Genomic DNA, 22,418 nt, shown 5'->3' with positions numbered 1-22,418 from the left:
ATGCTGCGATGCCGCCATGTGCCGCGGCAAGGGCGGACCCGCTTCCGGGCGGGCGAGGCTTCCGGCAGGTTGGGGGCGTGCGCCTGACCCTGCCCCCGATCGACCGCCGCCTTCTGGTCATGCTGGCCCTCGGCTTCTCCGCCGGGGTGCCGCTGCCGCTGACCGCCTTCACCCTGCGCCAGTGGTTCGCCGAATCCGGCGTGGCGCTGACGGCGATCGGGCTGACCGCGCTGATCGGCCTGTCCTATTCCTGCAAGTTCCTGTGGTCGCCGCTGCTGGACCAGGGCACGCCGCCGCTGTTCCGCCGCTGGGGGCGCCGGCGCGGCTGGCTCGCCACCATCCAGCCGCTGCTGGCGCTGGCCATCCTGGCGGTGGGGCTGACCGATCCGGCCACGGCGCCCGGGCTGACGGCGGCGGTGGCGGTGCTGGTCGCCTTCCTCTCGGCCAGCCAGGACGTGGTGGTGGACGCCTACCGCATCGAGGTGCTGGAGGAACGGCAGCAGGGCTACGGCCTTGCCTGCTACGTCTGGGGCTACCGCGCGGCGCTGCTGGTCTCCGGCGCCGGGGCGCTGGGCCTGGCCGAGCTGGGGGGATGGGCCCTCGCCTATGCCGTCTGCGCCGCGCTGGTGGTGCTGGTGGGATTCGCCGCCACCGTGCTGGCCCCCTCCCCGGCCGAGGCGCCGGCGACCCGCCTGCCCTGGGCACGGCGCATGCGGGCCGCGGTGGTCGAGCCCTTCGCCGACTTCGCCCGCCGCCCGCGCTGGCTGGGCATCCTGCTCTTCGTGTCGCTGTTCAAGCTGGGCGAGGCCCTGGCCGGGGTGATGACCACGCCCTTCTACCGGGAGCTCGGCTTCTCCCGCCTGGAGGTGGCGCAGGTCGGCTCCGTCTTCGGCCTCTTCGCCACGCTGGGCGGGGCGCTGGCGGGGGGCTGGCTGATCCGGCGCATCGGCGTGGCGAAGGCGCTGGTGCTGACCGGGCTGGGCCAGATGCTGTCCAACCTGATGTACGTCGCCCTCTACCATGCCGGGCACGACGTCCCGATGCTGTGGCTCCAGGTGGGGATCGAGAACTTCACCGACGGACTCGCCGACGCCGCCTTCCTCACCTACCTCGGCGGCCTCACCAGCCGGGCCTTCACCGCCACCCAGTACGCGCTGCTCTCCTCGCTGGCCGCCGTCCCCCTGCGCACCCTGGGCGCGACCTCCGGCTGGCTGGCCGAGGCGCTGGGCTGGCCCAACTTCTTCCTGCTGACCACGGCGGCCGCCCTGCCGGCCATGGGCCTGATGCTGTGGCTCCTGCGCAGCCTGCCCCCGGTGCCGGAACCGGCGGAGGCGGCCGGGCGCGCGGCGTGAGCTAAGGCCCTCCCCCCCCCGGCGGCGGACCGGGAGGGGACGCTGTCCCCTCCACGGACCCTCCCCTGCCGGGGCCACAAGCGGGCCCCGGTCCCCGCTGGGAGTTTGGTGCTGTGCGGTTGCCGCCAGCCTCCGGGCTGAACCCTGACGGTGCGTGGACAGGCGGGACTCTGAAAAAACGCATAGGGCGGCGGCCGTACCCGCCGAGGAGCATGGCTCCTCGGCACCTCGACCCCGTCGCAATCATCCGCGCGGCAGCGCCCCTCGGGTCCAGGGGCTCTGCTCCTGGCGGAGTGGGGGTATGGGGGCGAGGCAGCGCCTTGCCCCCAGGCCACGGGCACCACGCCGGCACGGATCGCGGCGTCCCACCCTCCAGGCCACGCGCCCGGCCGCCTTTCTCCTCCGGCGACCGAAGGTGCGAGAGGTGGTCCGCGTCACACGAAGGTCAGCAGCCGGCGCGGCGTCTCCACCAGGATGCGGTCCACCTCCGTCCGGCTGAAGCCGCGGCGGAGCATCAGGGGCACCACGTTGCGGAAGACGTGGCCGTAGCCGTGGCCGCCATAGGCCAGGAGGCGGGAGCGCGTGCAGATGTCCTGGCTGATGAGGATGCGGTCGAGATGCCCGTGGTCGCGCAGCAGCCGCAGCCAGGCGAGCCGGGCGCCGTCGTTCGGCATGTCGATCTCCGGGTTGGGGAAGTAGAAGCTCTCCTCCCAGCCGAAGAGGTCGAACTCGATCACCACCCCGGTGTCGGCCAGGCGCAGCAGCCGGTCGGCGTCGAAGATGGTGCGGTCGACATGGCTGATGATCACCCGGTCCATCGGCGCGCCGGCGGCGCGGCAGAACTCCGCCACCTCCTGCGGCTGGTCGGGATGGCGGCCGGGATGGATGTTCAGCGCGGCGCCGGTTTCCGCCTGGGCCAGCAGCGCGCCGCGCATCACCCGGCGCTCCTGCTCCGTCCAGGGCGACTGGCAGCCGATCTCGCCGATGATGCCGGCGCGGATGTCGGTGCCCCAGGCCCCTTCCGTGATCTGCGCGACGATCTCGCGCGCGAAATCCTCCGGCGCGCGGGTGGCGTTGGCCGGGTCCTGGTACTCCTCGACGTAATGGCCGCTGCCCATGACGATGGCCACGCCGGTCGCCCGCGACAGCGCGGCGAGGCGCCGCGGCTTCGGCCCCAGCCCGCCCACGGTGAGGTCGACCAGGGTGCGCCCGCCCGCCGCGTGCAGCTGGCGCAGCTCGCCTTCGGCGAGGTCCTTGTCGTTCAGCCGGAAGTTCAGCGGCCGGTAAAGCGAGCCCCAACGGATGTCGAAGCACTCGCAGGCGGGCATGGGCAGGTCGCCGCCGACCGGCTCGGCGCGCAGGCGCGGCGAGTTCAGCTCGATCTGCAGGTGCTCGTGCATCAGCGTCGGGCCGAGGCCGGCGGGATCGACCAGCCCGGTGACCGTCTGGGCGCGGCCGCGCAGCGCCCCGCGGGACAAGGGGGCCATGGCGCGTCAGCCCATCAGATGGGGCTGGCGGCGGGCGATGAAGGCATCGAGCGCGGCCAGGAAGCGTGCCTCCTCCGCATCCCCCACCGGCAGCATCAGCGCGATCAGGCCGCGCCGGGCGAGGTAGATGCCGCTCTCGACCATGTCGAAGAAGAACAGGTCGCGCAGGCGGCCGTCGCAGGCAGCGTCGGACGGGTTGCGGATCGGGCGCGCCGTGAAGTGGATGTTCATCAGCGAGCCGATGCCGCTCGCCTGCATCGCCACGCCCTGCGCGGCGCAGCGGGCGTTGATGCGCGCCCGCAGCGCCTCGCCGCGCGCGGTCAACGCCGCCGCCGCCTCGGGCGTGAAGATCTCCGTCAGCCCGGCGATGCCGGCGGCCATGCTGAGGACGTTGTTGTTGAAGGTCCCGGCATGGCCCAGCGCGCCGGGGCGGCGCGGGTCGAACAGGGCCATGAGATCGGCACGTCCGCCGAAGGCGCCGAAGCTCATCCCGCCGCCGAGGTACTTGCCCAGGGTGGTCAGGTCGGGCTCCAGCCCCAGCAGCGCCTGCCGGCCGCCGGCCGAGAGGCGGGACGTCATCACCTCGTCGAGGATGAGCAGCGCCCCCGTCCGCCGCGTCGCGGCGCGCAGCGCGTGCAGGAATTCCGGATCGGCTGGGATGCAGCCGCCCGCGCCCAGCATCGGCTCCACCAGCACGGCGGCGAGGCGGTCGCCCTGTTCCGCGATCAGCCGCTCGGCCGCCGCCGTGTCGTTGTAGGGGGCCATGACGACCTCGTGCGGCACGTTCACCGCCGAGGGGCCCGCGCCGAAGCTCAGCACCCCGCCGTGATAGGCCCCCTGGAAGACCAGGATGCGCGGCCGGCCCGTCGCCGCCTTGGCGAGCGCGACGGCCATCAGGTTGGATTCCGTGCCGGTGTTGGTGAAGCGCAGCTGCTCCATCGCCGGGAAGCGGTCGCAGATCAGCTTCGCCAGCCGCGCCTCCAGGAGGTTGTGGCCGCCGAGGTTGATGCCACCGTCCAGCGCCCGCCCGATGGCCGCGCGGATCACCGGGTTGGAGTGGCCGTAGAGCCCGGCCGTGAACTCGCCCAGCAGGTCGAGGTAGCGGTGCCCGTCCGCATCCCAGAGCCAGCAGCCCTCGCCGCGGGCCATGGCCAGGGGGAAGGGTTCGTAGAACAGGACGCTGCGGGTGTTGCCGCCGGGCATGACCGCCTCCGCCTCGGCGTGCTGCCGGGCGGAGGCCGGGTTGGCAGCGACGAAGCGGGCCCGCGCCTCCTCCAGCGCCGCGTCGAGGGAGGGGGCGTTCGGCAGCGCGTCCATGCGACCTCGCGGTATAATTGACCATTGGACAATAAATCCCACCGCCCCGGCGGGTCAACGGCCTTCGGCGGCCCGTCGCTCCAGCCCGGCGATCACCGTGTCCACATAGGCCTCGAAATGCGCGTCCAGCGGCATGGCGGTGCCGTTCTGCCAGCGCAGGGTGAAGGAGCGGTTCGCCATGCGCGGCAGGTGCGCGGCCAGCAGCGGGTAGCGGTCCGGGCGGACGCCGGCCAGCAGGGCGCGCATCCCCTCCTCCCAGGCCGGGGCATCCTCGGCCGGGGCGGGGGCGAATTCCAGCGTCACGAAGCCGACCTGGGCCGCCACCACCACGTTGAAGGCGGCGACCAGCCCCTGGTCGCGGAAGCCGGCGTCGCGCAGCACCTCCAGCAGCCGCTCCATCAGGCCGAGGTCGATGCTGGCGTTGGAGACGAGTTGCGCCCCGATCAGCGGCGCGATGTTCGGGTGCCGCCGCACGGCGCCGCGATAGCCGCGGAACAGCGCGCGCAGCCACTCCTGCCAGGGCGCCGTCCCGGCCGGCGGGGCGAGGCCGGACAGCACCTCCGCCACCATGGCGGCCAGCAGGGCGTTGCGGTTCGGGACGTGCCAGTAGATCGCGGCGGGATAGACGCCCAGGGAGCGCGCCAGGTCGCGCACCGAGAAGGCCTCCAGGCCCCGCTCGTCCAGCAGGGCCAGGGCCGCCGCGACGACCCGCTCCCGCGTCAGCCCCTGTCCGGCGGAGGCGGGCGGTCGTCCGCGCCGGCCAGAGGGCTTCGGAATCTCCGTCATGCGGGGCTTATACCAGCGGCCCGGGGGCGGGCGAGCCGCGGGGGGATCAGCGCCAGGCGCGCAGCACCTCCTCCGCCGTCACCGCCTGGACCTGCTGCCCGTAGCGGTCGCGGTAGAGGGTCAGCATGGCGTCGTGGGTCGCGTCCGCCGAGGAGCAGATGGCATCGGTCGGCACCACGACCCGGTAGCCGCGGTCCACCGCCCCCAGCACCGTGGCGAGGACGCAGACATCCGTCTCGGCCCCCGTGACGATCACGGTGTCGATCCCCCGCTCCTGCAACAGCGCATCCAGCTCCGGCTGCACCCAGGGGGAGTAGACCTTCTTGTCGATGATCCGGGCGGGCGGCACGAAGCGCGCGAGCGCCGGGACCAGGTCGATCATGCCCGGCGGCAGCGAAGCCCGCGTCATGCGGTGCCAGCGCTCCCAGTAGCCGCGCCAGGTGCCGTGCCCCTCGCCCGGCTGCGCGGCGGGGATGAAGCGGGTGAAGACGGTCCGGTCCGGGTGGGCGGCGACCAGCCGCTCCACCACCGGCAGGACACGGCGCATCCAGGGCGCCTGCCATTCCGTGGCCTCGGCGAACAGGTTCTGCATGTCGATGCACAGATGCGCGCAACGCGTCGTCAGCGGCTGTCCCGACAGGCTCTCCTGGCCCATGTCCCTTCCCTCCCCGGCTTCCCGGCGCCGGCAACGGCCGCGCCCCGCGGCGGAGGCCGGCCGGATCGGCGCACTATTCCGGCACGTTGCGGCGCAGCTCCTCCAGCCAGGCATTGGCATTGCCGTCCGAGGGGGCGCGCCAGTCGCCCCGCGGCGAGAGCGATCCGCCGCCCGAGACCTTCGGCCCGTTCGGCATGGCCGAGCGCTTGAACTGGCTGAAGGCGAAGTAGCGCCGCAGGAACAGCTCCAGCCAGTGGCGGATGGTGGGCAGGTCGTACTGCTTGCGCCGCTCCTCGGGGAAATGCGGCGGCCAGCGCCCGGCCCTGGCGTCGCCCCAGGCGCGCAGGGCGAGGAAGGCGATCTTGGACGGGCGGAAGCCGTAGCGCAGCGTGTAGAAGAGGTGGAAGTCCTGCAGCGCATAGGGGCCGATCTTGGCCTCCGTGCTCTGCAACGCCTGGGTCTCGGCATCGGCCGGGATCAGCTCGGGCGAGATCTCCGTGTCCAGGATGGCGGCGAGGGTGTCGTTCACCGGGCCGGTGAACTGGCCCGAGGCGATCACCCAGCGGATCAGGTGCTGGATCAGCGTCTTCGGCACGCCGGAATTGACGTTGTAGTGCGACATCTGGTCGCCGACGCCATAGGTGCACCAGCCCAGCGCCAGCTCCGACAGGTCGCCCGTGCCCAGGACCATGCCGCCGTGGTGGTTGGCGGCGCGGAACAGGTAGTCGGTGCGCAGCCCCGCCTGCACGTTCTCGAAGGTGACGTCGTAGACCGGCTCGCCCCTGGCGAAGGGGTGGCCGAGATCGGCCAGCATCTGCCGCGCCGCCGGTCGGATATCCAGCTCCCGCGCGTCGATGCCCAGCGATTCCATCAGCGCATGGGCGTTGGTCTTCGTCCCGGCGCTGGTGCCGAAGCCGGGCATGGTGAAGCCGAGGATATCCGTGCGCGGCCGGCGCAGCCGGTCCATCGCCTTGGCCGCCACGATCAGGGCCTGGGTGGAGTCGAGTCCGCCCGAGACGCCGATCACGATCTTCCCGCTGGTCACGGCGAGGCGCTGCTCCAGGCCGGAGACCTGGATGCTGTAGGCCTCGTAGCAATCCTGGTTCAGCCGCTCGGGATCGGCCGGGACGAAGGGGAAGCGCTCGATCGGGCGCAGCAGGCCCAGATCCTCGGCGGGCGGGCGCAGGCGGAAGGGGATGCGGCGGAAGGCCTGCGGCCGCAGGCGCCGGTTGTCGTCGAAGGTGCCCTGGCGCGCCCGCTCCTGCCGCAGCAGGTCCAGGTCCACATCCGCCAGCACCATCTGGTCGCCGAGCGGGAAGCGCTCGCTCTCCGCCAGGATGGCCCCGTTCTCGAAGATCGAGACCTGTCCGTCCCAGGCCAGGTCGGTGGTGGACTCCCCCACCCCCGCGGCGGCGTAGACATAGGCGGCGAGGCAGCGCGCCGATTGTGACAGGCACAGCAGCCGCCGGGTCTCGGCCTTGCCCACGGTGATGTTGCTGGCGGAGAGGTTGGCCAGCACCGTCGCCCCGGCCAGGGCCCCCTCCCCGCTCGGCGGCGCCGGAACCCAGAGATCCTCGCAGACCTCGGCATGCACCACCAGCCCGGGCAGGTCCTCGGCGGCGAAGAGCTGGTCCGGGCCGAAGGGGGCGGTCAACCCGGCCAGGCGGATGGTGCCGCCCTCCGTCCCCGCGCCGGAGGCGTACCACCGGCGCTCGTAGAACTCGCGGTAGTTCGGCAGGTGGATCTTGGGCACCACCCCCAGCAGCCGCCCGCCCTGGATCGCCAGCGCCGCGTTGTAGACGCGGCCCTCGTGCCGCACCGGGGCGCCGAGCAGCAGCAGCGGCCGCAGCCGCTCCGTCCGGGACACCAGCCGCCCGACCGCCTCCTCCACCGCGTCCAGCACGGCGTCCTGCAGCACCAGGTCGTCGATGCTGTAGCCGGAGAGCGACAGCTCCGGGAAGACGGCTACCGCCACGCCCTTGTCGTGGCACTCGGTGGCCATGGCCAGCGCCCCCTGCGCATTGGCCAGCGGGTCGGCCAGCAGGCAGCGGGGGGTACAGGCGGCGACACGGGCGAAGCCGTGCCGGTAGAGGGAATGGAAGTTCATGGCCATCCCAGGCTGGAACCTCCGCGCCACGAGGTCCAGCGGGGGGGTTGCTTCCCCCCGCCGGGGTCCCTCAGCCGTCGAGGAGCTTGTCGATCGTGATGGGCAGGTGCCGGACGCGCCGGCCGGTGGCGTGGAACACGGCATTGGCGATGGCCGCCGCCGTGCCGCAGATGCCGATCTCGCCCAGCCCCTTCACGCCGATCGGGCTGACCTTGTCGTCCTCCTCGGGGACGAAGATCACGTCGATGTCGTGGATGTCGGCATTGGCCGGCACATGGTACTCGGCAAGGTTGTGGTTCATGAAGCGGCCGAGCCGGTGGTCGAGCAGGCTCTCCTCCGCGAGCGCCATGCCGATGCCGAAGACCACGCCGCCGATGATCTGCGACCGCGCGGTCTTGGGGTTGATGATCTTCCCCGCCGCCACCGCGTCGACGATGCGGGTCACGCGGATCACCCCCAATTCCTCGTCCACCCGCACCTCGGCGAAGACGGCGGAATGGGTGTAGCCCGCGTAGCGCATCTGCGTGAGCATGCTGGGCTTGGCCGTCTCCTCCCGCTCGATCCGCTCCACCCCGGCGGAGCGCATGGCGTCGGCGAAGGTGACGAAGCGGGAGGGATCGGCGGCCAGCACGATGCGGTCGCCGGCGAAGGCGACATGGTCTAGCAGGGTGTTGGCAAGCGGCGACCCCTCCACCCGCCGGGCATCGCGGAACAGGCGCTCCCGCACGGCGAAGCAGGCCGCCTGCACGGCCGAGCCGGCCGAGGCCGCCGTCCAGGACCCGCCCTCGATGGGCGACATCGGCAGGCTGCTGTCGCCGATCCTGACGCTGACCTTCTCCATCGGCAGGCCCAGCGCATCGGCGGCGATCTGCGCCAGGATGGTGTAGGTCCCGGTGCCGATATCGGCGGTGGCGGTGGCGACCTCCAGCGTGCCGTCCAGGGCCAGCACCGCGCGGGCGCTGGTCTTCTGCATCATCGCCTCCCACATGCCCGAGGCCATGCCCCAGCCGACCAGCTCCCGCCCCTCCCGCATGGAGCGGGGCCTCGGGTCGCGCTTTGCCCAGCCGAAGCGCTCGGCGCCCAGCTCGTAGGCGCGGCGCAGCTCCTTGCTGGTGAAGTGCTTGCCCGTCGTCTCGTCGGATTCGGCGTAGTTGCGCAGGCGGAGCTCGATGGGATCGACCCCCAGCCCGTGCGCCATCTCGTCCAGCGCCGATTCCATGGCGAACTGGCCCAGCGGCGCCCCCGGGGCGCGCATGTCGATCGGCGTGGCGGTGTCGAGCTTCGCCAGCCTGTAGCGCAGCTCGACATTGTCGCAGTGGTAGAGTCCGTTGGACCAGTTGACCACGACCTCCTGGTAGTCCTCGTAGGTGGAGGTACCGGAGACCGCCTCGTGCCGGATGGATTGCAGCGTCCCGTCCTGCTCCATGCCCAGCGCCACCGTCTGAAGCACGTGCGGGCGGTAGCCGAAGGTGAACATCTGGTCGCGCGTCAGCACCACGCGGACGGAGCGCTTCAGCTCCATCGCCGCCATCACGGCCAGGAAGAGCTGGTATTGCGGCCGCAGCCCGCTGCCGAAGCCGCCGCCGACGAAGGGCGACACGACGCGCACATCCTCGGCGGACAGGCCGAAGACCTTGGTGACGTAGCCCTGGGTGTTCAGCACGCCCTGGATCTTGTCGTGGACGGTGATCTTGCCGTCGCCCTCCCAGACCACGGTGGTGGCGTGGGGCTCCATCGGGTTGTGATGCTCGGGCGCGACGCTGTACTCCTCCCGCAGCTTGCGTGGCGCCGCGTCGAAGGCGGCCGCCGCATCCCCCTTCGGCTTGGGCGGCGGGGCGATGCCGGAACGGGCCTTCGGCGGCTCGTAGGCGGCCGCCGCCGCCTTCTCTAGATCCGTCTCATGCGCCTCGGTGACGTACTCCACCCGCACCAGCGCGGCGCCGTCGCGCGCGGCCTCGAAGCTTTCGCCGATCACCAGCGCCACCGGCTGGCCGCTGTACTGGATCGCCTCGTCGTAGAGCGGGCGGAACGGCGCGCCCGGCGGCGCGACCTCGTCGCGGTAGTTGCGGTCCAGCCAGGCGGTGCGGGGCCGGTTCTCATGGGTGAAGACCTGCACCACGCCGGGCAGGGCCAGCGCCGCGGCTGTGTCGATCCGGGCGATCTTTCCCTTGGCGACGGCGCCGGAGACGACATAGCCGTGCAGCAGGTCGGGGGCGGTGAACTCGCCGGCATAGCGGGCCGTGCCGGTGACCTTGGCCTTCCCGTCCACGCGGCTGCGCGGGCTGCCGAAGTGCCGGCCGGCGGGGCTCATCTCGTTCATGTCCGGCGCTCCTCAGGCGATTCGCTTGTCGGTCTGGGACTGCGGCGTCCCGGCCGCGGCCTGCGCCAGCGCACGCCGGATCGCCCGGCGCGCGAGGTCGATCTTGAAGGCGTTGTCCTTGTAGCCCCTGGCCGGGGCCAGGACCGCATCGGCCACCGCCGCGAAGCTCTCCGCCGTGGCGGGCCGGCCGGCCAGCATCGCCTCCGCCCCGGTGTCCCGCCAGGGCTTGTGGGCCACGCCCCCCAGCGCCAGCCGCGCCCGCTTCACCGTGCCGCCCTCCACCTCCAGCGCGGCCGCGACGGAGACCAGGGCGAAGGCATAGGACAGGCGGTCGCGCAGCTTCAGGTAGCTGTGGTTCGCCGCGAAGCCCTCCGGCGGCAGCTCTACCGCCAGCACGACCTCGTCCCGCGCCAGGGTGGTGTCCGCCTCCGGCGTGTCGCCGGGCAGGCGGTGGAACTCGGCGAAGGGGATGGCCCGCTCGCCCCGCGGCCCGGCCACGTGCACCACCGCCTCCAGCGCGGCCAGGGCGACGCACATGTCGGACGGGTGGGTCGCGATGCAGCGGTCGCTGGTGCCGAGGATGGCGTGGATGCGGTTCACCCCCTCGATCGCCGGGCAGCCGGAGCCGGGCTCGCGCTTGTTGCAGGGCGTGGCCGTGTCGTAGAAGTAGTAGCAGCGCGTGCGTTGCAGCAGGTTACCGCCGGTCGTGGCGGCGTTGCGCAGCTGCGGCGATGCCCCGGCGAGGATGGCACTGGACAGCAGCGGGTAGCGGCGCTCCACCCTCTCGTCCCAGGCCACGGCGGTGTTGCTGACCAGGGCGCCGATGCGCAGGCCGCCGGCCTGCGTCTCCTCGATCCGGTCCAGCCCCGGCAGGCGGGTGACGTCGATCAGGTGGCGCGGCCGCTCCACCTCGTACTTCATCAGGTCGACGAGGTTGGTGCCCCCGGCGATGAACTTCGCCTCCGGATGGCTGGCGGCCTCGCGGACCGCTTCCTCCAGGCTGCCGGGCCGGGCATAGGAATAGCGGATCATCGCGCCACGACCTCCCCGATCGCCTCGACGATGTTCGGATAGGCGCCGCAGCGGCAGATGTTGCCGCTCATCATCTCGCGGATCTCCTCCCGCGAGGTCGCGCGCCCCTCCTCCAGCAGCCCCGCGGCCGAGCAGAGCTGGCCCGGCGTGCAGTAGCCGCACTGGAAGGCATCGTGCTCGATGAAGGCGTCCTGCAGCGGGTGCAGCGTCCCGTCCGGGCCGGCGAGCCCCTCGACGGTGGTGACCGAGCAGCCATCCTTCATCACCGCCAGCGCCAGGCAGGAATTGATGCGCTTGCCATCCACCAGCACCGTGCAGGCCCCGCACTGCCCGTGGTCGCAGCCCTTCTTGCTGCCCGTCAGGTGCAGCTGCTCGCGCAGCAGGTCCAGCAGCGTGGTCCAGGGCGCGATCCGGAGGTGCCGGGTCTCGCCGTTGACAGTCAGGGTGACGGGAAGGCCGGCATCGGGCTCGGCCGTCCCCGGCGCAAGGGGGACATGGGTATCGGGCATGGGCTGGGCATCCCGCTGTGGTTGGAAGGCGGCTGCACAGCGGAACGCCCGGATGGGCGGAAGGGTGGCAGCGGGTTACCGCCGCTCACGGAGAGTTCGTCGCCGGGACCGGCCCGGCGCATCGGAGGCGAATGCCGGTCACGCGCGGCCGCGGACGACGGCGCCAGCGGCCTTACCGCCGCCGGCGCCCCTCGGCCCGGGGATTCGAAGCGCCCAGGGATCAGAAGCGATAGCGGATGCCGGCCCCGATCACCCAGGGGTCCAGGTCGGCCCGGGCATTGATCGCGCCGCTGTTCACCGACACGCGCGGCTGCAGGAAGAGCTTCTTGGCATCGACGTTGAACACCCAGCGCGGCGTCAGCTCCACGTCCAGGCCGGCGTTCAGCGCCCAGCCCCAGGCGTCCTTGATGTCCACCTTGCTGACCGGCGAGGTCAGGGTCCCGCCCTCGCCATAGAAGACGGTGTAGTTCAGGCCGACGCCGACATAGGGGCTGAAGCGCGACGCGGGGAGCGGATGGAACTGCGCGGTCAGCGTGGGCGGCAGCACCCAGACCCGGCCGAGCTGCAGGTCGCCCACGGCGGACCCGTTCACCCGCACGTCGTGCCGCGTGGTGGCGGCGATCAGGTTCAGCGACAGGTTGGGCGTGGCGAACCAAGTGAGGTCGAGCTGGCCGGTGGCGGTGGTGGTCGCGTGCGGCTGGCCGCCGACGGCATTCACCCGCCCGCCATCCTGCGGCGCCACGACGATGCCGCCGAAGCCCAGCACGATGTCGCCCGCCTGCTTGCCGCGCGGCGCATCGTCCTGCGCGGCCGCCGGCAAGGCCAGCATCCCCGCCATCGCCGCAGCCGCCGACAGCATCCTCAAGGTCGTGTTCATCGCGTATCTCTGTGTCCAGGCGGCAACCCGCCGCTGCGCCACCCTCCTACGCGCCCCGTGGCGCCATCGCCTTGATCCAGGTCATGCCGGGGCGATTCGCCGCACCGCGTCACACCGCCGCGGAGTGCCGGCGGGCCCCCGGCGCGGTGTGCGCGTCGAAGCAGGCCGCGACCTGCCGCACGAAGCGGCGGCCCGCATCGGTGACACGCAGCATCCCGTTCGACAGGCGCAGCAGGCCGCTTTCCTCCAGCGCCACCAGCCGTGGCATCGCCTCGCGCAGCACCTCGGGCGCCGCGTCCCGCAGGCCGTGCAGGTCGAGCGCGAAATCGCACATCACCCGCTCGATCAGCCTGGCGCGCAGCCGGTCCCCGGCGCCGACGGCGACGCCGCGCGCGACCGGCAGGCGGCCCGCCGCGACGGCGGCGGCATAGGCGCGCTCCTCCACCAGGTTCTGCGCCATGCCGCCGGGCAGCGAGCCGATGGCCGAGGCGCCCAGCCCCAGCAGCACCGGCGCCGCGTCGGTGGTGTAGCCCTGGAAGTTGCGCCGCAGCCGTCCCGCCTCCGCCGCGCGGGCCAGCGGGTCCTCCGGCCGGGCGAAGTGGTCCAGCCCCAGCGCCCGGTAGCCGGCGCCGCACAGCACCGCCTCCGCGCGCTCCGCCTGCTCCAGCCGCTCCAGCGTGCCGGGCAGCAGCGACTCGTCGATCGCCTTCTGGTGCGGCATCATCCAGGCGACGTGCGCATAGCCGAAGACCGCCAGCCGGTCGGCGCCGAGCGAGGCGGCGAAGCGCGCGCTGCGCTCCACATGCTCCGCCGTCTGGCCGGGCAGGCCGTACATCAGGTCGATGTTGATGCCGGCGATCCCCGCGCGCCGCAGCCGCTCCACCGCCACCTCGACCAGCTCCGCGGGCTGCGGGCGGCCGATCCGCGCCTGCACCGCCGGGTCGATGTCCTGCACGCCAAGGCTGGCGCGGGTGAAGCCCAGCTCGCCCAGGGCCTCCGCCGTGGCGGCGTCCAGGTGGCGCGGGTCCAGCTCGATGGCCACCTCCGCGTCCGGGCGCAGCCCGAAGCGCCCGCGCAGCAGCGCCATCAGGTCGCGCAGCCCCGCGGGCCCCAGGATGGAGGGGGTGCCGCCGCCGAGATGCAGGTGGGACACCCCGGCATGGTCCGGCAGGCTCGCCGAGAGCAGCGCCGCCTCCGCCCGCAGCGCCGCGGCATAGGCCTCCAGGCGGGCGGCCGAGCGGGTCGGGCGGGTGTGGCAGGCGCAGTACCAGCACAGATCGCGGCAGAAGGGCACGTGCAGGTAGAGGGACAGCGTGTCGCCGGCACCGATCCCGTCCGCCAGCCAGGCGCGGTAGTCCGCCTCCTCCACCGGGCCGAACTGCGCCGCGGTGGGATAGCTGGTGTAGCGGGGCACCCGCGCCTCGGCCAGGGCAAGCATCAGGCGGGAGGGAGAGGCATCGGTCGCGGGCATGGGGAGGGGTAACCATGCCCCGGACGCATCTGCCTTGATCCAACGCAAGCCATCGCGCCGATGGAGCCTTCCCGGAGGCCTTCCCTTGATGGAGGTCAAGGACCCCGCCGCCCCCCGGCGGCTATGCCGGCCTCCAGGAGGCGCGGATGGGGATGAGGCGAGGCGACGAGGGGGCCGAGGTGCTGCGCCCCGATTTCGGCTGGAAGGCGCGGGCGGAGGCGGGCATCGCCGCGCTCTCGGCCGACCATGTCCGGCTGCGCGCGCTCTGCGACCGGCTGGAAGGGCTGGCGGACAGGCTGCCCGCCCTGCCGGCGGCCGAGGAGCGCGGCCGCATCGCACGGCAACTGGCGACCCTGGTGCCGTGCCACCAGGCGATGGAACGGGCCGTGCTGGACGATCTCTTCCCCGAGGCGCGCGAGGACCCCCTCGGCCACGCGCTGCTGGACCGGATCGCCAGCCAGCACGCCCTCGACGAGCTGCATGCCCAGGACCTCGGCGCCGTGCTGGACGCGGCCGACGCCTCCGGCCCGCCCGGCGGGGCGGCGGCGCTGGGCTACATGCTGCGCTGCTTCTTCGACGGCTGCCGCAGGGCGCTGGCCTTCGAGGAGCTGTCCCTCATCACCCTGGCGCGACACCGGTTGCCGCCGGACGCCACGCGGCTCCTCGCCGCCTGCCTCAGCCCCGGCCCGGCGAGACTCGGAGCCGGGCGCCCCGAGCCGGGTGGCGCAGGGCCGGCGGCCTGATCCGCGCGGCGTGATGCCTTGACGTCTGCCGGCATGCTGCCCGTGGCCCGGGGGCAAGGCTCTGCCTCGCCCCCGTAACCCCACTCCGCCAGGACCCTGCGGGCCCTGGACCCGATGAGCGCTGCCGCGGGACAGCCTGATACGGGGTCAAGGCGCCGAGGAGCCATGCTCCTCGGCGGGCACGGGGTCCGCGTTCGCTGGCGCCTATGAGACTTTTTCAGAGTCCCGCCTGTCCGCACTCCGTCAGGGTTCAGCCCGCAGGTTGACGCCCACCACGGAGCACCAGACTCCCAGCGGGGACCGGGGCCTGCTTGTGGCCCCGGCAGGGGAGGGTCCGGGAGGGGACGGCGTCCCCTTCCGGTGCCGCCGCAGGAACACCGCAGCACGACGGGTCAGGTCATTCCGCCGTCCGGATGGGCCACCGCTCCCGGCGATCCGGTGCTCAGACTGCGCGAACCGCGCCGCCGTCGATGCGCAGGATGCAGCCCGTCAGGTAGGCGGCGCGGTCCGAAGCCAGGAACGCCGCCATCGGCCCGTACTCGTCCGGCTCGCCGTAGCGGCCGGCGGGGATGGTCTTCGACCGCTCCGCGGCCACCTCCTCGACGGTCTGGCCCGTCTTCTCCCCCTGCGCCCTGGCGATCGCCACGGTGCGGTCGGTGCGGAAGGCGCCGGGCGCGATGATGTTGCAGGTGATGCCCTCGCCCGCCACCTCGGAGGCCAGGGTCTTGTTCCAGCCGACGATCGAGGCGCGCAGCACGTTCGACAGCGCCAGGTTGGGAATCGGCTGCTCCATGCCGGTGCTGCCCACGGTCAGGATGCGGCCCCACTTCCGCTCCCGCATGCCGGGCAGCAGCCGGTTCGCCACCTGGATCGGCGAGAGCACGATGCGGCGGAACCAGGTCTGCAGCGCCTCCTCCGTCAGCGACAGCGCCGTGCCCGGCGGCGGGCCGCCATGGTTCAGCAGGACGATGTCCACCCCGCCCAGCGCCGCCAGGGCGCCGTCCACCAGCGCATCCATCTGCGCCGCCTCGGCCACGTCGGCGGGGATGCCGACCGCCTTGGGCGCGCCGAGTCCCTTCAGCGCCGCGCAGGCGGCATCCAGGCTGGCCTGTTCCCGGCCGGAGATGGTGAGCGCGACCCCCTCGGCCGCCAGCGCCTCCGCCACCGAACGGCCCAGCCCCTTGGACGCGCCCATGACCAGCGCCCGCTTGCCCTGCAACCCGAGATCCATCGCCCCTGCACTCCTGACGTGAAATGGGCCGGGAGGCTGGCCCCCGGGCGGCCGGCTGGCAACCCGCCCCGGACGGGGGTGCGCCCTCCGGGGCCCCTGGGCAAGGCGGCGGCGCCTCGCCATCCTGCGCCGCCGAACCGGGAGGGACCCCATGACCAAGCCGACCATCCTGCTGACCCGCCGCTTCCCGCCGGCCGTGGAGGCACGCGCCGCGCGCGACTACGACGCCCGGCTGCGCCAGGACGACACCCCCTTCACCGCCGCGGAGCTGGCGCGGGCGGCCGAGGGGGCGGCGGGCATCCTCTGCGCGGCCGGCGATCCGCTCGGCGCCAATGCGATCCGCCAGCTTCCCGCAAGCGTGCGCATCCTCGCCACCTTCAGCGTCGGCACCGACCACATCGCGCTGGAGGCGGCGAAGGCGCGCGGCATCGCCGTGACCAACACGCCCGACGTGCTGAACGCCGCCACCGCCGAGATCGCGATGACGCTGATCCTGATGTGCGCCCGGCGCGCGGGCGAGGCGGAGCGGATGCTGCGCGACCGCGCCTGGACGGGCTGGACGCCGACCCAGCTGATGGGCGTGACGCTGGAGGGCAAGAGGCTCGGCGTGCTGGGCATGGGGCGGATCGGCCAGACCCTGGCCCACATGGCGCGCGGCTTCGGGATGGAGATCCACTACCGCAACCGCAGCCGGCTCCCCGCCGCCGAGGAGCGCGGCGCGATCTACCACGACAGCGACGAGGACTTCCTCGGCGCCATCGACATCCTGTCCATGCACATCCCCGGCGGCGAGGCGACGAAGGGCTGGCTCGATGCCGGGCGCATCACCCTGCTGCGGCCGGGCAGCATCGTGGTGAACACCGGGCGCGGCACGACGGTGGACGACGCGGCCCTCTGCGCGGCGCTGCATTCGGGGCACCTGCGCGCGGCCGGGCTGGACGTCTTCGCCGGCGAGCCGAAGATCTTCGAGGGCTACCACAACGCGCCCAACGTCACCCTGCTGCCGCATCTGGGCAGCGCGACGGAGGAGACGCGCGACGCCATGGGCTTCCGGTGCCTGGACAACCTGGACGCGCTGCTGCGGCGGGGCGAGGAGCCGCCCCACCGCGTCGCCTGAACAGCCGGGCCGCGCGACCCGGCGCCCGCGCTACTCCACCCGGGCGCCGGAGGCCCGGACCAGCGGCACCCAGGTGTCGATCTCCTCGGCCACGTAGCGGGCGAAGCGGTCGGGGGTGTAGCCGGTCATGGCCGGCGTCCCCAGCTCGTCCAGCCGGGCCTTGATCGTCGGGTCGTTCAGCGCCTGCTCAATCGCCGCCGCCATGCGCTCGACGATCGGGCGCGGCGTGCCCGCCGGGCCGAAGATGCCGTACCAGGAATAGGCCTTGTAGTCCGGCACCCCGGCCTCCGCGAGGGTCGGCACGTCCGGCAGCAGGGTGGAGCGCCGGTCTGCGGCGATGAACAGCACCCGCGCCTGCCCGGCATCGTGATAGGGCTTGAGCAGGCTGGGGATGTCGTGGGTGAACTGGATCTCGCCCGCCAGCAGGGCGGAGAAGACCTGGCCGCCGCCGCGGTACGGCACGTGCTCCGCCTGCGTCCCCGTGGCGCGCAGGAAGTTGGCGTTGGCGATGTGCCCGGTCGAGCCGACGCCGCTGCTGCCGTACTGGAAGCGGTTGGGATTGGCCTTCAGCAGGGCAATGAAGGCGGCGGCGTCGCGCGCATCGATCCCCTTGGTGGTGACGCCCAGGCAGATCGGGATGAAGACCGTGGGCGCGATCGCGGTGAGGTCCTTCACCGGGTCGTAGGAGAGGTTGGCGTAGAGTCCCTTCGCCACCCCGGTCGAGGAGAGGGTAGCGAGGACGAAGGTGCTGCCGTCCGGCGCCGACTTGGCGACGTAGTCGGTGCCCACCGTACTGCCGCCGCCGGGGCGGTTCTCGATCACCACCGGCTGGCCGAGGATCTCGCCCAGCTTCGGGCCGAGCAGCCGCATCGTCACATCCGTACCGCCGCCGGTGGCGAAGGGCACGACCATGCGGATCGGCCGGGTCGGCCAGGCGGGCTGGGCGTGCAGCGCCGGCGCGGCCAGCAGCCCCCCGCCGGCGAGGAGGAGACCGCGGCGCGGCAGGCGGCCGGGCGTGGTGGAGGCATCGGTCATGGCGGGCAGGCTCCGGCAGGAAGAACGGGGCTTCGGCGTCCGGGCATCAGAAGGAGCCGCCATTGACCGGCAGCACCTGCCCCGAGACGAACTTGGCGAGCGGCGAGGCGAAGAACAGCACCGCATCGGCGATGTCCTGCGCCTCGCCCAGATGGCCCAGCGGGATGGCGGCCAGGGTGGCGTCGCGGCGCGCTTGGCCGCCCCCCTCCCACTCCGCCCGCTTCTCCTCGTCGGTCAGGATCAGCCCCGGCGCGACGCTGTTCACGGTGATGCCGTGGGGGCCGAGTTCCTGCGCCAACTGGCGCGTCAGGCCGATCACCGCGTGCTTGGCGGAGGCATAGGCCTGGATCCGGGTGCGCGAGGCCTTCAGCGCGGCGGTCGAGCTGATGTTGACGATCCGCCCCCGGCCGGCCCGCTTCATCCCCGGCGCCGCGGCGCGGCAGAGCACGAAGGTCGCATCCACGTTCACCGCGAAGATGCGGTCCCAGTCGGCATCCGCCACCTCGTCGATCGGGCGGAAGGTCTGGAACAGCGTGCCGCCGGCATTGTTCACCAGCACCGCCACCGGCGCCCCGGCCTCCCGCTCCACCGCCGCGATCCAGGCGGCGGCCGCGGCGCGGTCGGTCAGGTCCACCACCGCGGTGGCGATGCCCGCCTGCCCCGCGGCGGTCTCCGCCAGCCCCTCCGCCTTCACGTCGGTGGCGAAGACCCGGGCCCCGAGCGCGGCGAAGGACCGCGCGATGGCCCGGCCGAAGCCGGTGCCCGCCCCGGTGACGGCCACGACCTGGTTCGAGAAATCCAGCCGCATGGTTCAGACAGCCTCCCGTACATCCGGCGGCGGGGCCGCCAGCATCTCCTGCGCCGCCTCGGCCGCCTCCCGCATATGCCGGAGGCAGGCGGCCTCGGCGGCGTCGGGGTCGCGGGCCAGCACCGCGTCGTGGATCGCGCGCAGCTCGGCGATGGAGCGCGGCAGCCGTCCCGGCCACTGCACCGAGCCGAAGCGCAGCAGGTTGAGCTGGTTGTGCAGCGTGCCCAGGCTGCGCCGCAGCGCCTCGTTGCCGTGCCCGTCCAGCAGCGCGGCGTAGAAGGCGGCGGTGGCGCGCATCACGCCCAGGTCGTCCCCGGTGGCGCCGGCGCGCTCGATCGCCGCCATCGCCGCCGAGAGGGCGGCGCGGTGCTCCGGCCGCGCCCGCTCGGCGCAGCCGCGGCCGGCGAATCCCTCCAGGACGCTGCGCACGGCATAGAGGTCGCGCGCCTCCTGCGGGGTGATGGCGGCGACCGCGGGGCCGCGGTGCGGCACCACCACCACCAGCCCCTCCGCCTCCAGCTGCCGCAGCGCCTCCCGCACCGAGGTGCGGCCCACGCCGGTCAGGGCGCAGAGCTCGCGTTCCGGCAGGCGCTGACCGGGGCGGAAGCGGCCGCGCATGATGGCGGCGCGGAGCCGGTCCTCGACCACCGCGCGGACGGTGGCGACGCGCCCGGCGACCCGGAGCTCGTCATCGTCGTGGCCGGGGTCCTCGCGGGCGAGCTCCTGCATCCCGGCACGCTGCGGATTGTCTGACGGGCTGTCAATCCGATTGACCCCGCCGCCCCGCCTGCCATGCTGGCCGCGACGGGCACGGGGGAGAGGGCGATGGACCTCGCGGTGGATGGCGCGCGCATGATGCGGGAGCTGGCGGAGCTCGCCCGCTGGCAGAAGCTGAGCGGCACGCCGGAGGAGGCGGAGAGCCTCGACTTCGTCCGCGCGCGGATGGACGAGGCGGGCTTCGCGACCACCCTGCTGCGCCACGACGCCTTCATCAGCCTGCCCGGCCAGGCCCGGGTCGAGGTGGACAACCGCGCGCTGCGCGCCATCACCCATTCCATGTCGCGCCGCTCGCCGCCGGAAGGCGTGACCGGCCCGCTGGTCGCGCTGGGCAAGGGAACGGAGGCCGACCTCGCCGGGCAGGACCTGGCCGGCAGGCTGCTGCTGGTGGAGGGCATCGCCAGCCCCGACGTGGCGCTGCGGGCCACCCGCGCCGGGGCGGCCGGCGTGCTGCATACGTCGCCGCACGGGCACCTGCACGAGATGTGCATCTCCCCCGTCTGGGGCAGCCCCTCGGCCGAGACGGCGGGGATGCTGCCGGGCGTGGTGGTCTGCACCGTGTCCCGCGAGGAGGGCGACGCGCTGCGCGCCCGGCTGGCGCGCGGGGAGCAGCCGCGCGTCACGCTGCATGCGGAGGTGGACACCGGCTGGCGCCCGACGCCGATCCTGGTGGCGGATCTGCCCGCCCCCGGCGGCGGGCCGGACGATCCCTTCGTGCTGCTCACCGGCCACCACGACACCTGGTACTTCGGCGTGATGGACAACGGCTCCGCCAACATCGCCATGATCGAGGCGGCGAGGCAGGCGGTGGCGCAGCGCGCGCAGTGGAAGCGCGGCCTGCGCATCTGCTTCTGGTCGGGCCATTCGCACGGCCGCTATTCCGGCTCCGCCTGGTACGCGGACGAGCACTGGGCGGAGCTGGACCGGCGCTGCGTCGCGCATGTGAATATCGACAGCCCCGGCGGCATCGGCGCGACCGACCTGACGGAGATCGCCGCCGCCGCCGAGCTGCGCGGCCTCGCGGCCGAGGCGGTGCGGGACGCCTGCGGCCAGTCGATCCTCGGCCGGCGCAAGGGGCGCAACAGCGACGAATCCTTCCCCGGCATCGGCATCCCCTCGATGTTCGGCGCCATCTCCACCCAGGGCGACCCGACGCCGGGCATGCGCAACAGCCTGGGCTGGTGGTGGCACACGCCGGAGGATCTGCTCGACAAGCTGGACGAGGGCTTCCTGGCCCGCGACACGCAGGTGCTGCTGCACGCGGTGCAGCGCCTGCTGACCGATGCGGTGCTGCCGCTGGACCACGCCGCGCAGGCGGAGGAGCTGCTGGCGGAGCTGCGCCCGCTGCACGACGCGGTGGGCACGGTGCTGGACCTGTCCGGCGCGGTCGCGGCCGCCGAGGCCGTGCGCGAGGCCGCCGCCGCCCTGCGCGGCCGCTCCACGGGGCTGAGCGGCCCCGCGGCGGAAGCGGTGAACCGGGCGCTGATGCGCGCCTCCCGCGCGCTGGTGCCGCTCGACTATGCCAGCGGCGACCGCTTCGCCCACGACCCCGCCCTGCCGCAGGGGCCCTGGCCCTCGCTGGCGCCGCTGCGCGCCCTGGCGACGGCGCAGGGCGAGGAGGCGGTGCGCCTCGCCCGGGTCGGCGCGGTGCGGGCGCGCAACCGGCTGCTGCACGCGCTGGACGAGGCCGGGGCGGCGCTGCGCGGCGCCTGAGCCGATGGGCCGCCCGGCATCAGGCCAGTCCGGGCGCCACCACCACCACGGGCTTGCCCGGGCGCCCCGCCTCCAGCGCGGCCTGCGCCTCGGCGGCGCGCTCCAGCGGCACGGCGAGGCCGAGCGGCAGGCGCAGCCAGCCGGCCGCCACGCCCTCGCGCACCGCGGCCACCCCGGCGCGCTCCGCCTCCCCGTGCAGCAGCATCGCCTGGACGAAGCGCAGCGTGACCCCCTTCCGCGCGAAGGCGTAGTAGTCCAGCACCGGCTTCGGCTCACGGGTGGAGGAATAGGCGGCGATGACCCCGTGCGGCGCCACCAGCCGCGCATCCATGGCCGCGTTGGCGCCGAAATCGACCTCGACGACGCGGTCCACCCCGCGGCCGCCGGTCAGCGCCAGAAGCCGCTCCGCCGCATCCGGCGCGCGGTAGTCCACCGCCGCCTCCGCCCCTGCCGCCAGGGCGGCCGCCCGCTTCTCCTCCGTGCTGGCGGTGGCCAGGACGCGCGCCCCGGCCCGCGCGGCGATCAGCACCGCCGCCAGCCCCACCGCCCCGGCGCCGCCCTGCACCAGCACCGTCCTCCCGGCCACCGGCCCGTCGGAGAACAGCGCGAGGTGGGCGGTGAGGCAGGGCACGCCCAGCACGGCGCCCTGCGCCAGCGGCACCTCCGGCGGCAGCGGCACCGCCCGCCCGGCGGGGAGGACGGCGTATTCCGCGCAGGTGCCGCGGCCATGCGGCGCGCCGAAGACCCAGACCCGCTCGCCGATGCGGGATCCGGGCACCCCCTCCCCCACCGCCGCGACCACGCCCGCGCCGTCGCCGTGCGGGATCACCAGCGAGCCGTCATGCCCCACGCCGCGCCAGCCCGTCCGTGCCTTGGTGTCGTGCGGGTTGGGCGCCGAGACGCCGATGCGGACCAGCACCTTGCCCGGCCCCGGCGCGGGGCGCGGCAGCTCCAGCAGCTCCAGCACCTCCTCCGGCGCGCCGCAGCGCCGCCAGCCGATCGCCCGCATGCGGCCCGGGGCCTGCCCCTGGTCGGATGTCATGCCGTCCTTCCCTTCCCGGCCGGGAACGTCCCCGGCGCC

The 22,418-nt window shown here is 73.7% G+C and carries 19 protein-coding genes; 4 read left to right on the top strand and 15 right to left on the bottom strand.

What is annotated here, in order from left to right:
* Window positions 1–77: 77 nt before the first annotated feature.
* Window positions 78–1,352, top strand: coding sequence for an AmpG family muropeptide MFS transporter (locus LPC08_RS04865; RefSeq protein WP_370643298.1), 1,275 nt, complete (start codon window positions 78–80; stop codon window positions 1,350–1,352).
* A gap of 434 nt (window positions 1,353–1,786) precedes the next feature.
* Here LPC08_RS04865 and LPC08_RS04860 read toward each other — a convergent pair whose 3' ends face one another.
* From LPC08_RS04860 to hemN, 10 genes are all read right to left on the bottom strand, one after another.
* On the bottom strand, window positions 1,787–2,839 hold the full coding sequence (locus LPC08_RS04860) for a phosphotriesterase family protein (protein ID WP_230451607.1): 1,053 nt from the start codon (window positions 2,837–2,839) through the stop codon (window positions 1,787–1,789).
* Between the two features lie 6 nt (window positions 2,840–2,845).
* Window positions 2,846–4,156 (bottom strand): aspartate aminotransferase family protein, encoded by a 1,311-nt coding sequence (locus LPC08_RS04855; RefSeq protein WP_230451606.1) that lies wholly within the window; start codon window positions 4,154–4,156, stop codon window positions 2,846–2,848.
* A gap of 54 nt (window positions 4,157–4,210) precedes the next feature.
* Entirely contained in the window at window positions 4,211–4,942 is a 732-nt protein-coding gene (locus tag LPC08_RS04850; protein ID WP_230451605.1) for a TetR/AcrR family transcriptional regulator C-terminal domain-containing protein, read from the bottom strand.
* 46 nt (window positions 4,943–4,988) lie between these two features.
* On the bottom strand, window positions 4,989–5,597 hold the full coding sequence (locus tag LPC08_RS04845) for a cysteine hydrolase family protein (RefSeq protein WP_230451604.1): 609 nt from the start codon (window positions 5,595–5,597) through the stop codon (window positions 4,989–4,991).
* A 73-nt stretch (window positions 5,598–5,670) separates the two neighbouring features.
* Window positions 5,671–7,704: an NAD(+) synthase gene (locus LPC08_RS04840; RefSeq protein ID WP_230451603.1), complete on the bottom strand. Its 2,034-nt coding sequence runs from the start codon at window positions 7,702–7,704 to the stop codon at window positions 5,671–5,673.
* A gap of 70 nt (window positions 7,705–7,774) precedes the next feature.
* A complete protein-coding gene (locus LPC08_RS04835; RefSeq protein WP_370643297.1) occupies window positions 7,775–10,024 on the bottom strand; it encodes a xanthine dehydrogenase family protein molybdopterin-binding subunit in 2,250 nt (749 codons plus the stop codon).
* A 12-nt stretch (window positions 10,025–10,036) separates the two neighbouring features.
* Entirely contained in the window at window positions 10,037–11,056 is a 1,020-nt protein-coding gene (locus LPC08_RS04830) for an FAD binding domain-containing protein (protein WP_230451602.1), read from the bottom strand.
* Entirely contained in the window at window positions 11,053–11,565 is a 513-nt protein-coding gene (locus LPC08_RS04825; protein WP_230451601.1) for a (2Fe-2S)-binding protein, read from the bottom strand. The genes LPC08_RS04830 and LPC08_RS04825 overlap by 4 nt, the downstream gene beginning before the upstream one ends.
* 220 nt (window positions 11,566–11,785) lie before the next feature.
* Window positions 11,786–12,442: an OmpW/AlkL family protein gene (locus LPC08_RS04820; protein WP_230451600.1), complete on the bottom strand. Its 657-nt coding sequence runs from the start codon at window positions 12,440–12,442 to the stop codon at window positions 11,786–11,788.
* Between the two features lie 109 nt (window positions 12,443–12,551).
* Complete coding sequence (hemN, locus tag LPC08_RS04815; protein WP_230451599.1) at window positions 12,552–13,913, bottom strand: oxygen-independent coproporphyrinogen III oxidase; 1,362 nt, start codon at window positions 13,911–13,913, stop codon at window positions 12,552–12,554.
* Between the two features lie 152 nt (window positions 13,914–14,065).
* On the opposite strand from hemN, the gene LPC08_RS04810 reads away from it, so the two are divergent.
* Entirely contained in the window at window positions 14,066–14,656 is a 591-nt protein-coding gene (locus LPC08_RS04810) for a hemerythrin domain-containing protein (protein ID WP_230451598.1), read from the top strand.
* A 442-nt stretch (window positions 14,657–15,098) separates the two neighbouring features.
* On the opposite strand, the gene LPC08_RS04805 is transcribed toward LPC08_RS04810, so the two are convergent.
* Window positions 15,099–15,887 carry an SDR family oxidoreductase gene (locus tag LPC08_RS04805; protein WP_304622063.1) on the bottom strand — a complete coding sequence of 263 codons (789 nt, stop codon included), beginning with the start codon at window positions 15,885–15,887 and terminating at the stop codon, window positions 15,099–15,101.
* Window positions 15,888–16,038: 151 nt separating this feature from the next.
* Here LPC08_RS04805 and LPC08_RS04800 point away from each other — a divergent pair, with 151 nt between their 5' ends.
* A complete protein-coding gene (locus LPC08_RS04800; RefSeq protein WP_230451597.1) occupies window positions 16,039–17,004 on the top strand; it encodes a 2-hydroxyacid dehydrogenase in 966 nt (321 codons plus the stop codon).
* Window positions 17,005–17,034: 30 nt separating this feature from the next.
* Here the strand turns inward: LPC08_RS04800 and LPC08_RS04795 are convergent, their stop codons facing one another.
* Genes LPC08_RS04795 through LPC08_RS04785 form a run of 3 tightly spaced genes read right to left on the bottom strand, consistent with a single transcriptional unit; the run spans window position 17,035 to window position 19,576 of the window.
* Window positions 17,035–18,039, bottom strand: a complete 1,005-nt coding sequence (locus LPC08_RS04795; protein ID WP_230451596.1) for a Bug family tripartite tricarboxylate transporter substrate binding protein — start codon at window positions 18,037–18,039, stop codon at window positions 17,035–17,037.
* A gap of 46 nt (window positions 18,040–18,085) precedes the next feature.
* Window positions 18,086–18,847: an SDR family NAD(P)-dependent oxidoreductase gene (locus LPC08_RS04790; protein WP_230451595.1), complete on the bottom strand. Its 762-nt coding sequence runs from the start codon at window positions 18,845–18,847 to the stop codon at window positions 18,086–18,088.
* Window positions 18,848–18,850: 3 nt separating this feature from the next.
* Window positions 18,851–19,576 carry a GntR family transcriptional regulator gene (locus tag LPC08_RS04785; RefSeq protein ID WP_230451594.1) on the bottom strand — a complete coding sequence of 242 codons (726 nt, stop codon included), beginning with the start codon at window positions 19,574–19,576 and terminating at the stop codon, window positions 18,851–18,853.
* Window positions 19,577–19,672: 96 nt separating this feature from the next.
* Between LPC08_RS04785 and LPC08_RS04780 the strand changes: the two genes are divergently transcribed.
* Window positions 19,673–21,337, top strand: coding sequence for a M28 family peptidase (locus tag LPC08_RS04780; RefSeq protein ID WP_230451593.1), 1,665 nt, complete (start codon window positions 19,673–19,675; stop codon window positions 21,335–21,337).
* 19 nt (window positions 21,338–21,356) lie between these two features.
* On the opposite strand, the gene LPC08_RS04775 is transcribed toward LPC08_RS04780, so the two are convergent.
* A complete protein-coding gene (locus LPC08_RS04775; RefSeq protein WP_230451592.1) occupies window positions 21,357–22,379 on the bottom strand; it encodes a zinc-binding dehydrogenase in 1,023 nt (340 codons plus the stop codon).
* Between the last annotated feature and the right edge of the window lie 39 nt (window positions 22,380–22,418).

This window comes from Roseomonas sp. OT10, from assembly GCF_020991085.1.
Lineage (GTDB): Bacteria > Pseudomonadota > Alphaproteobacteria > Acetobacterales > Acetobacteraceae > Roseomonas > Roseomonas cutis.
Note: the sequence above shows the minus strand (reverse complement) of the source record. Positions and strands in the feature narration are given on the sequence as shown.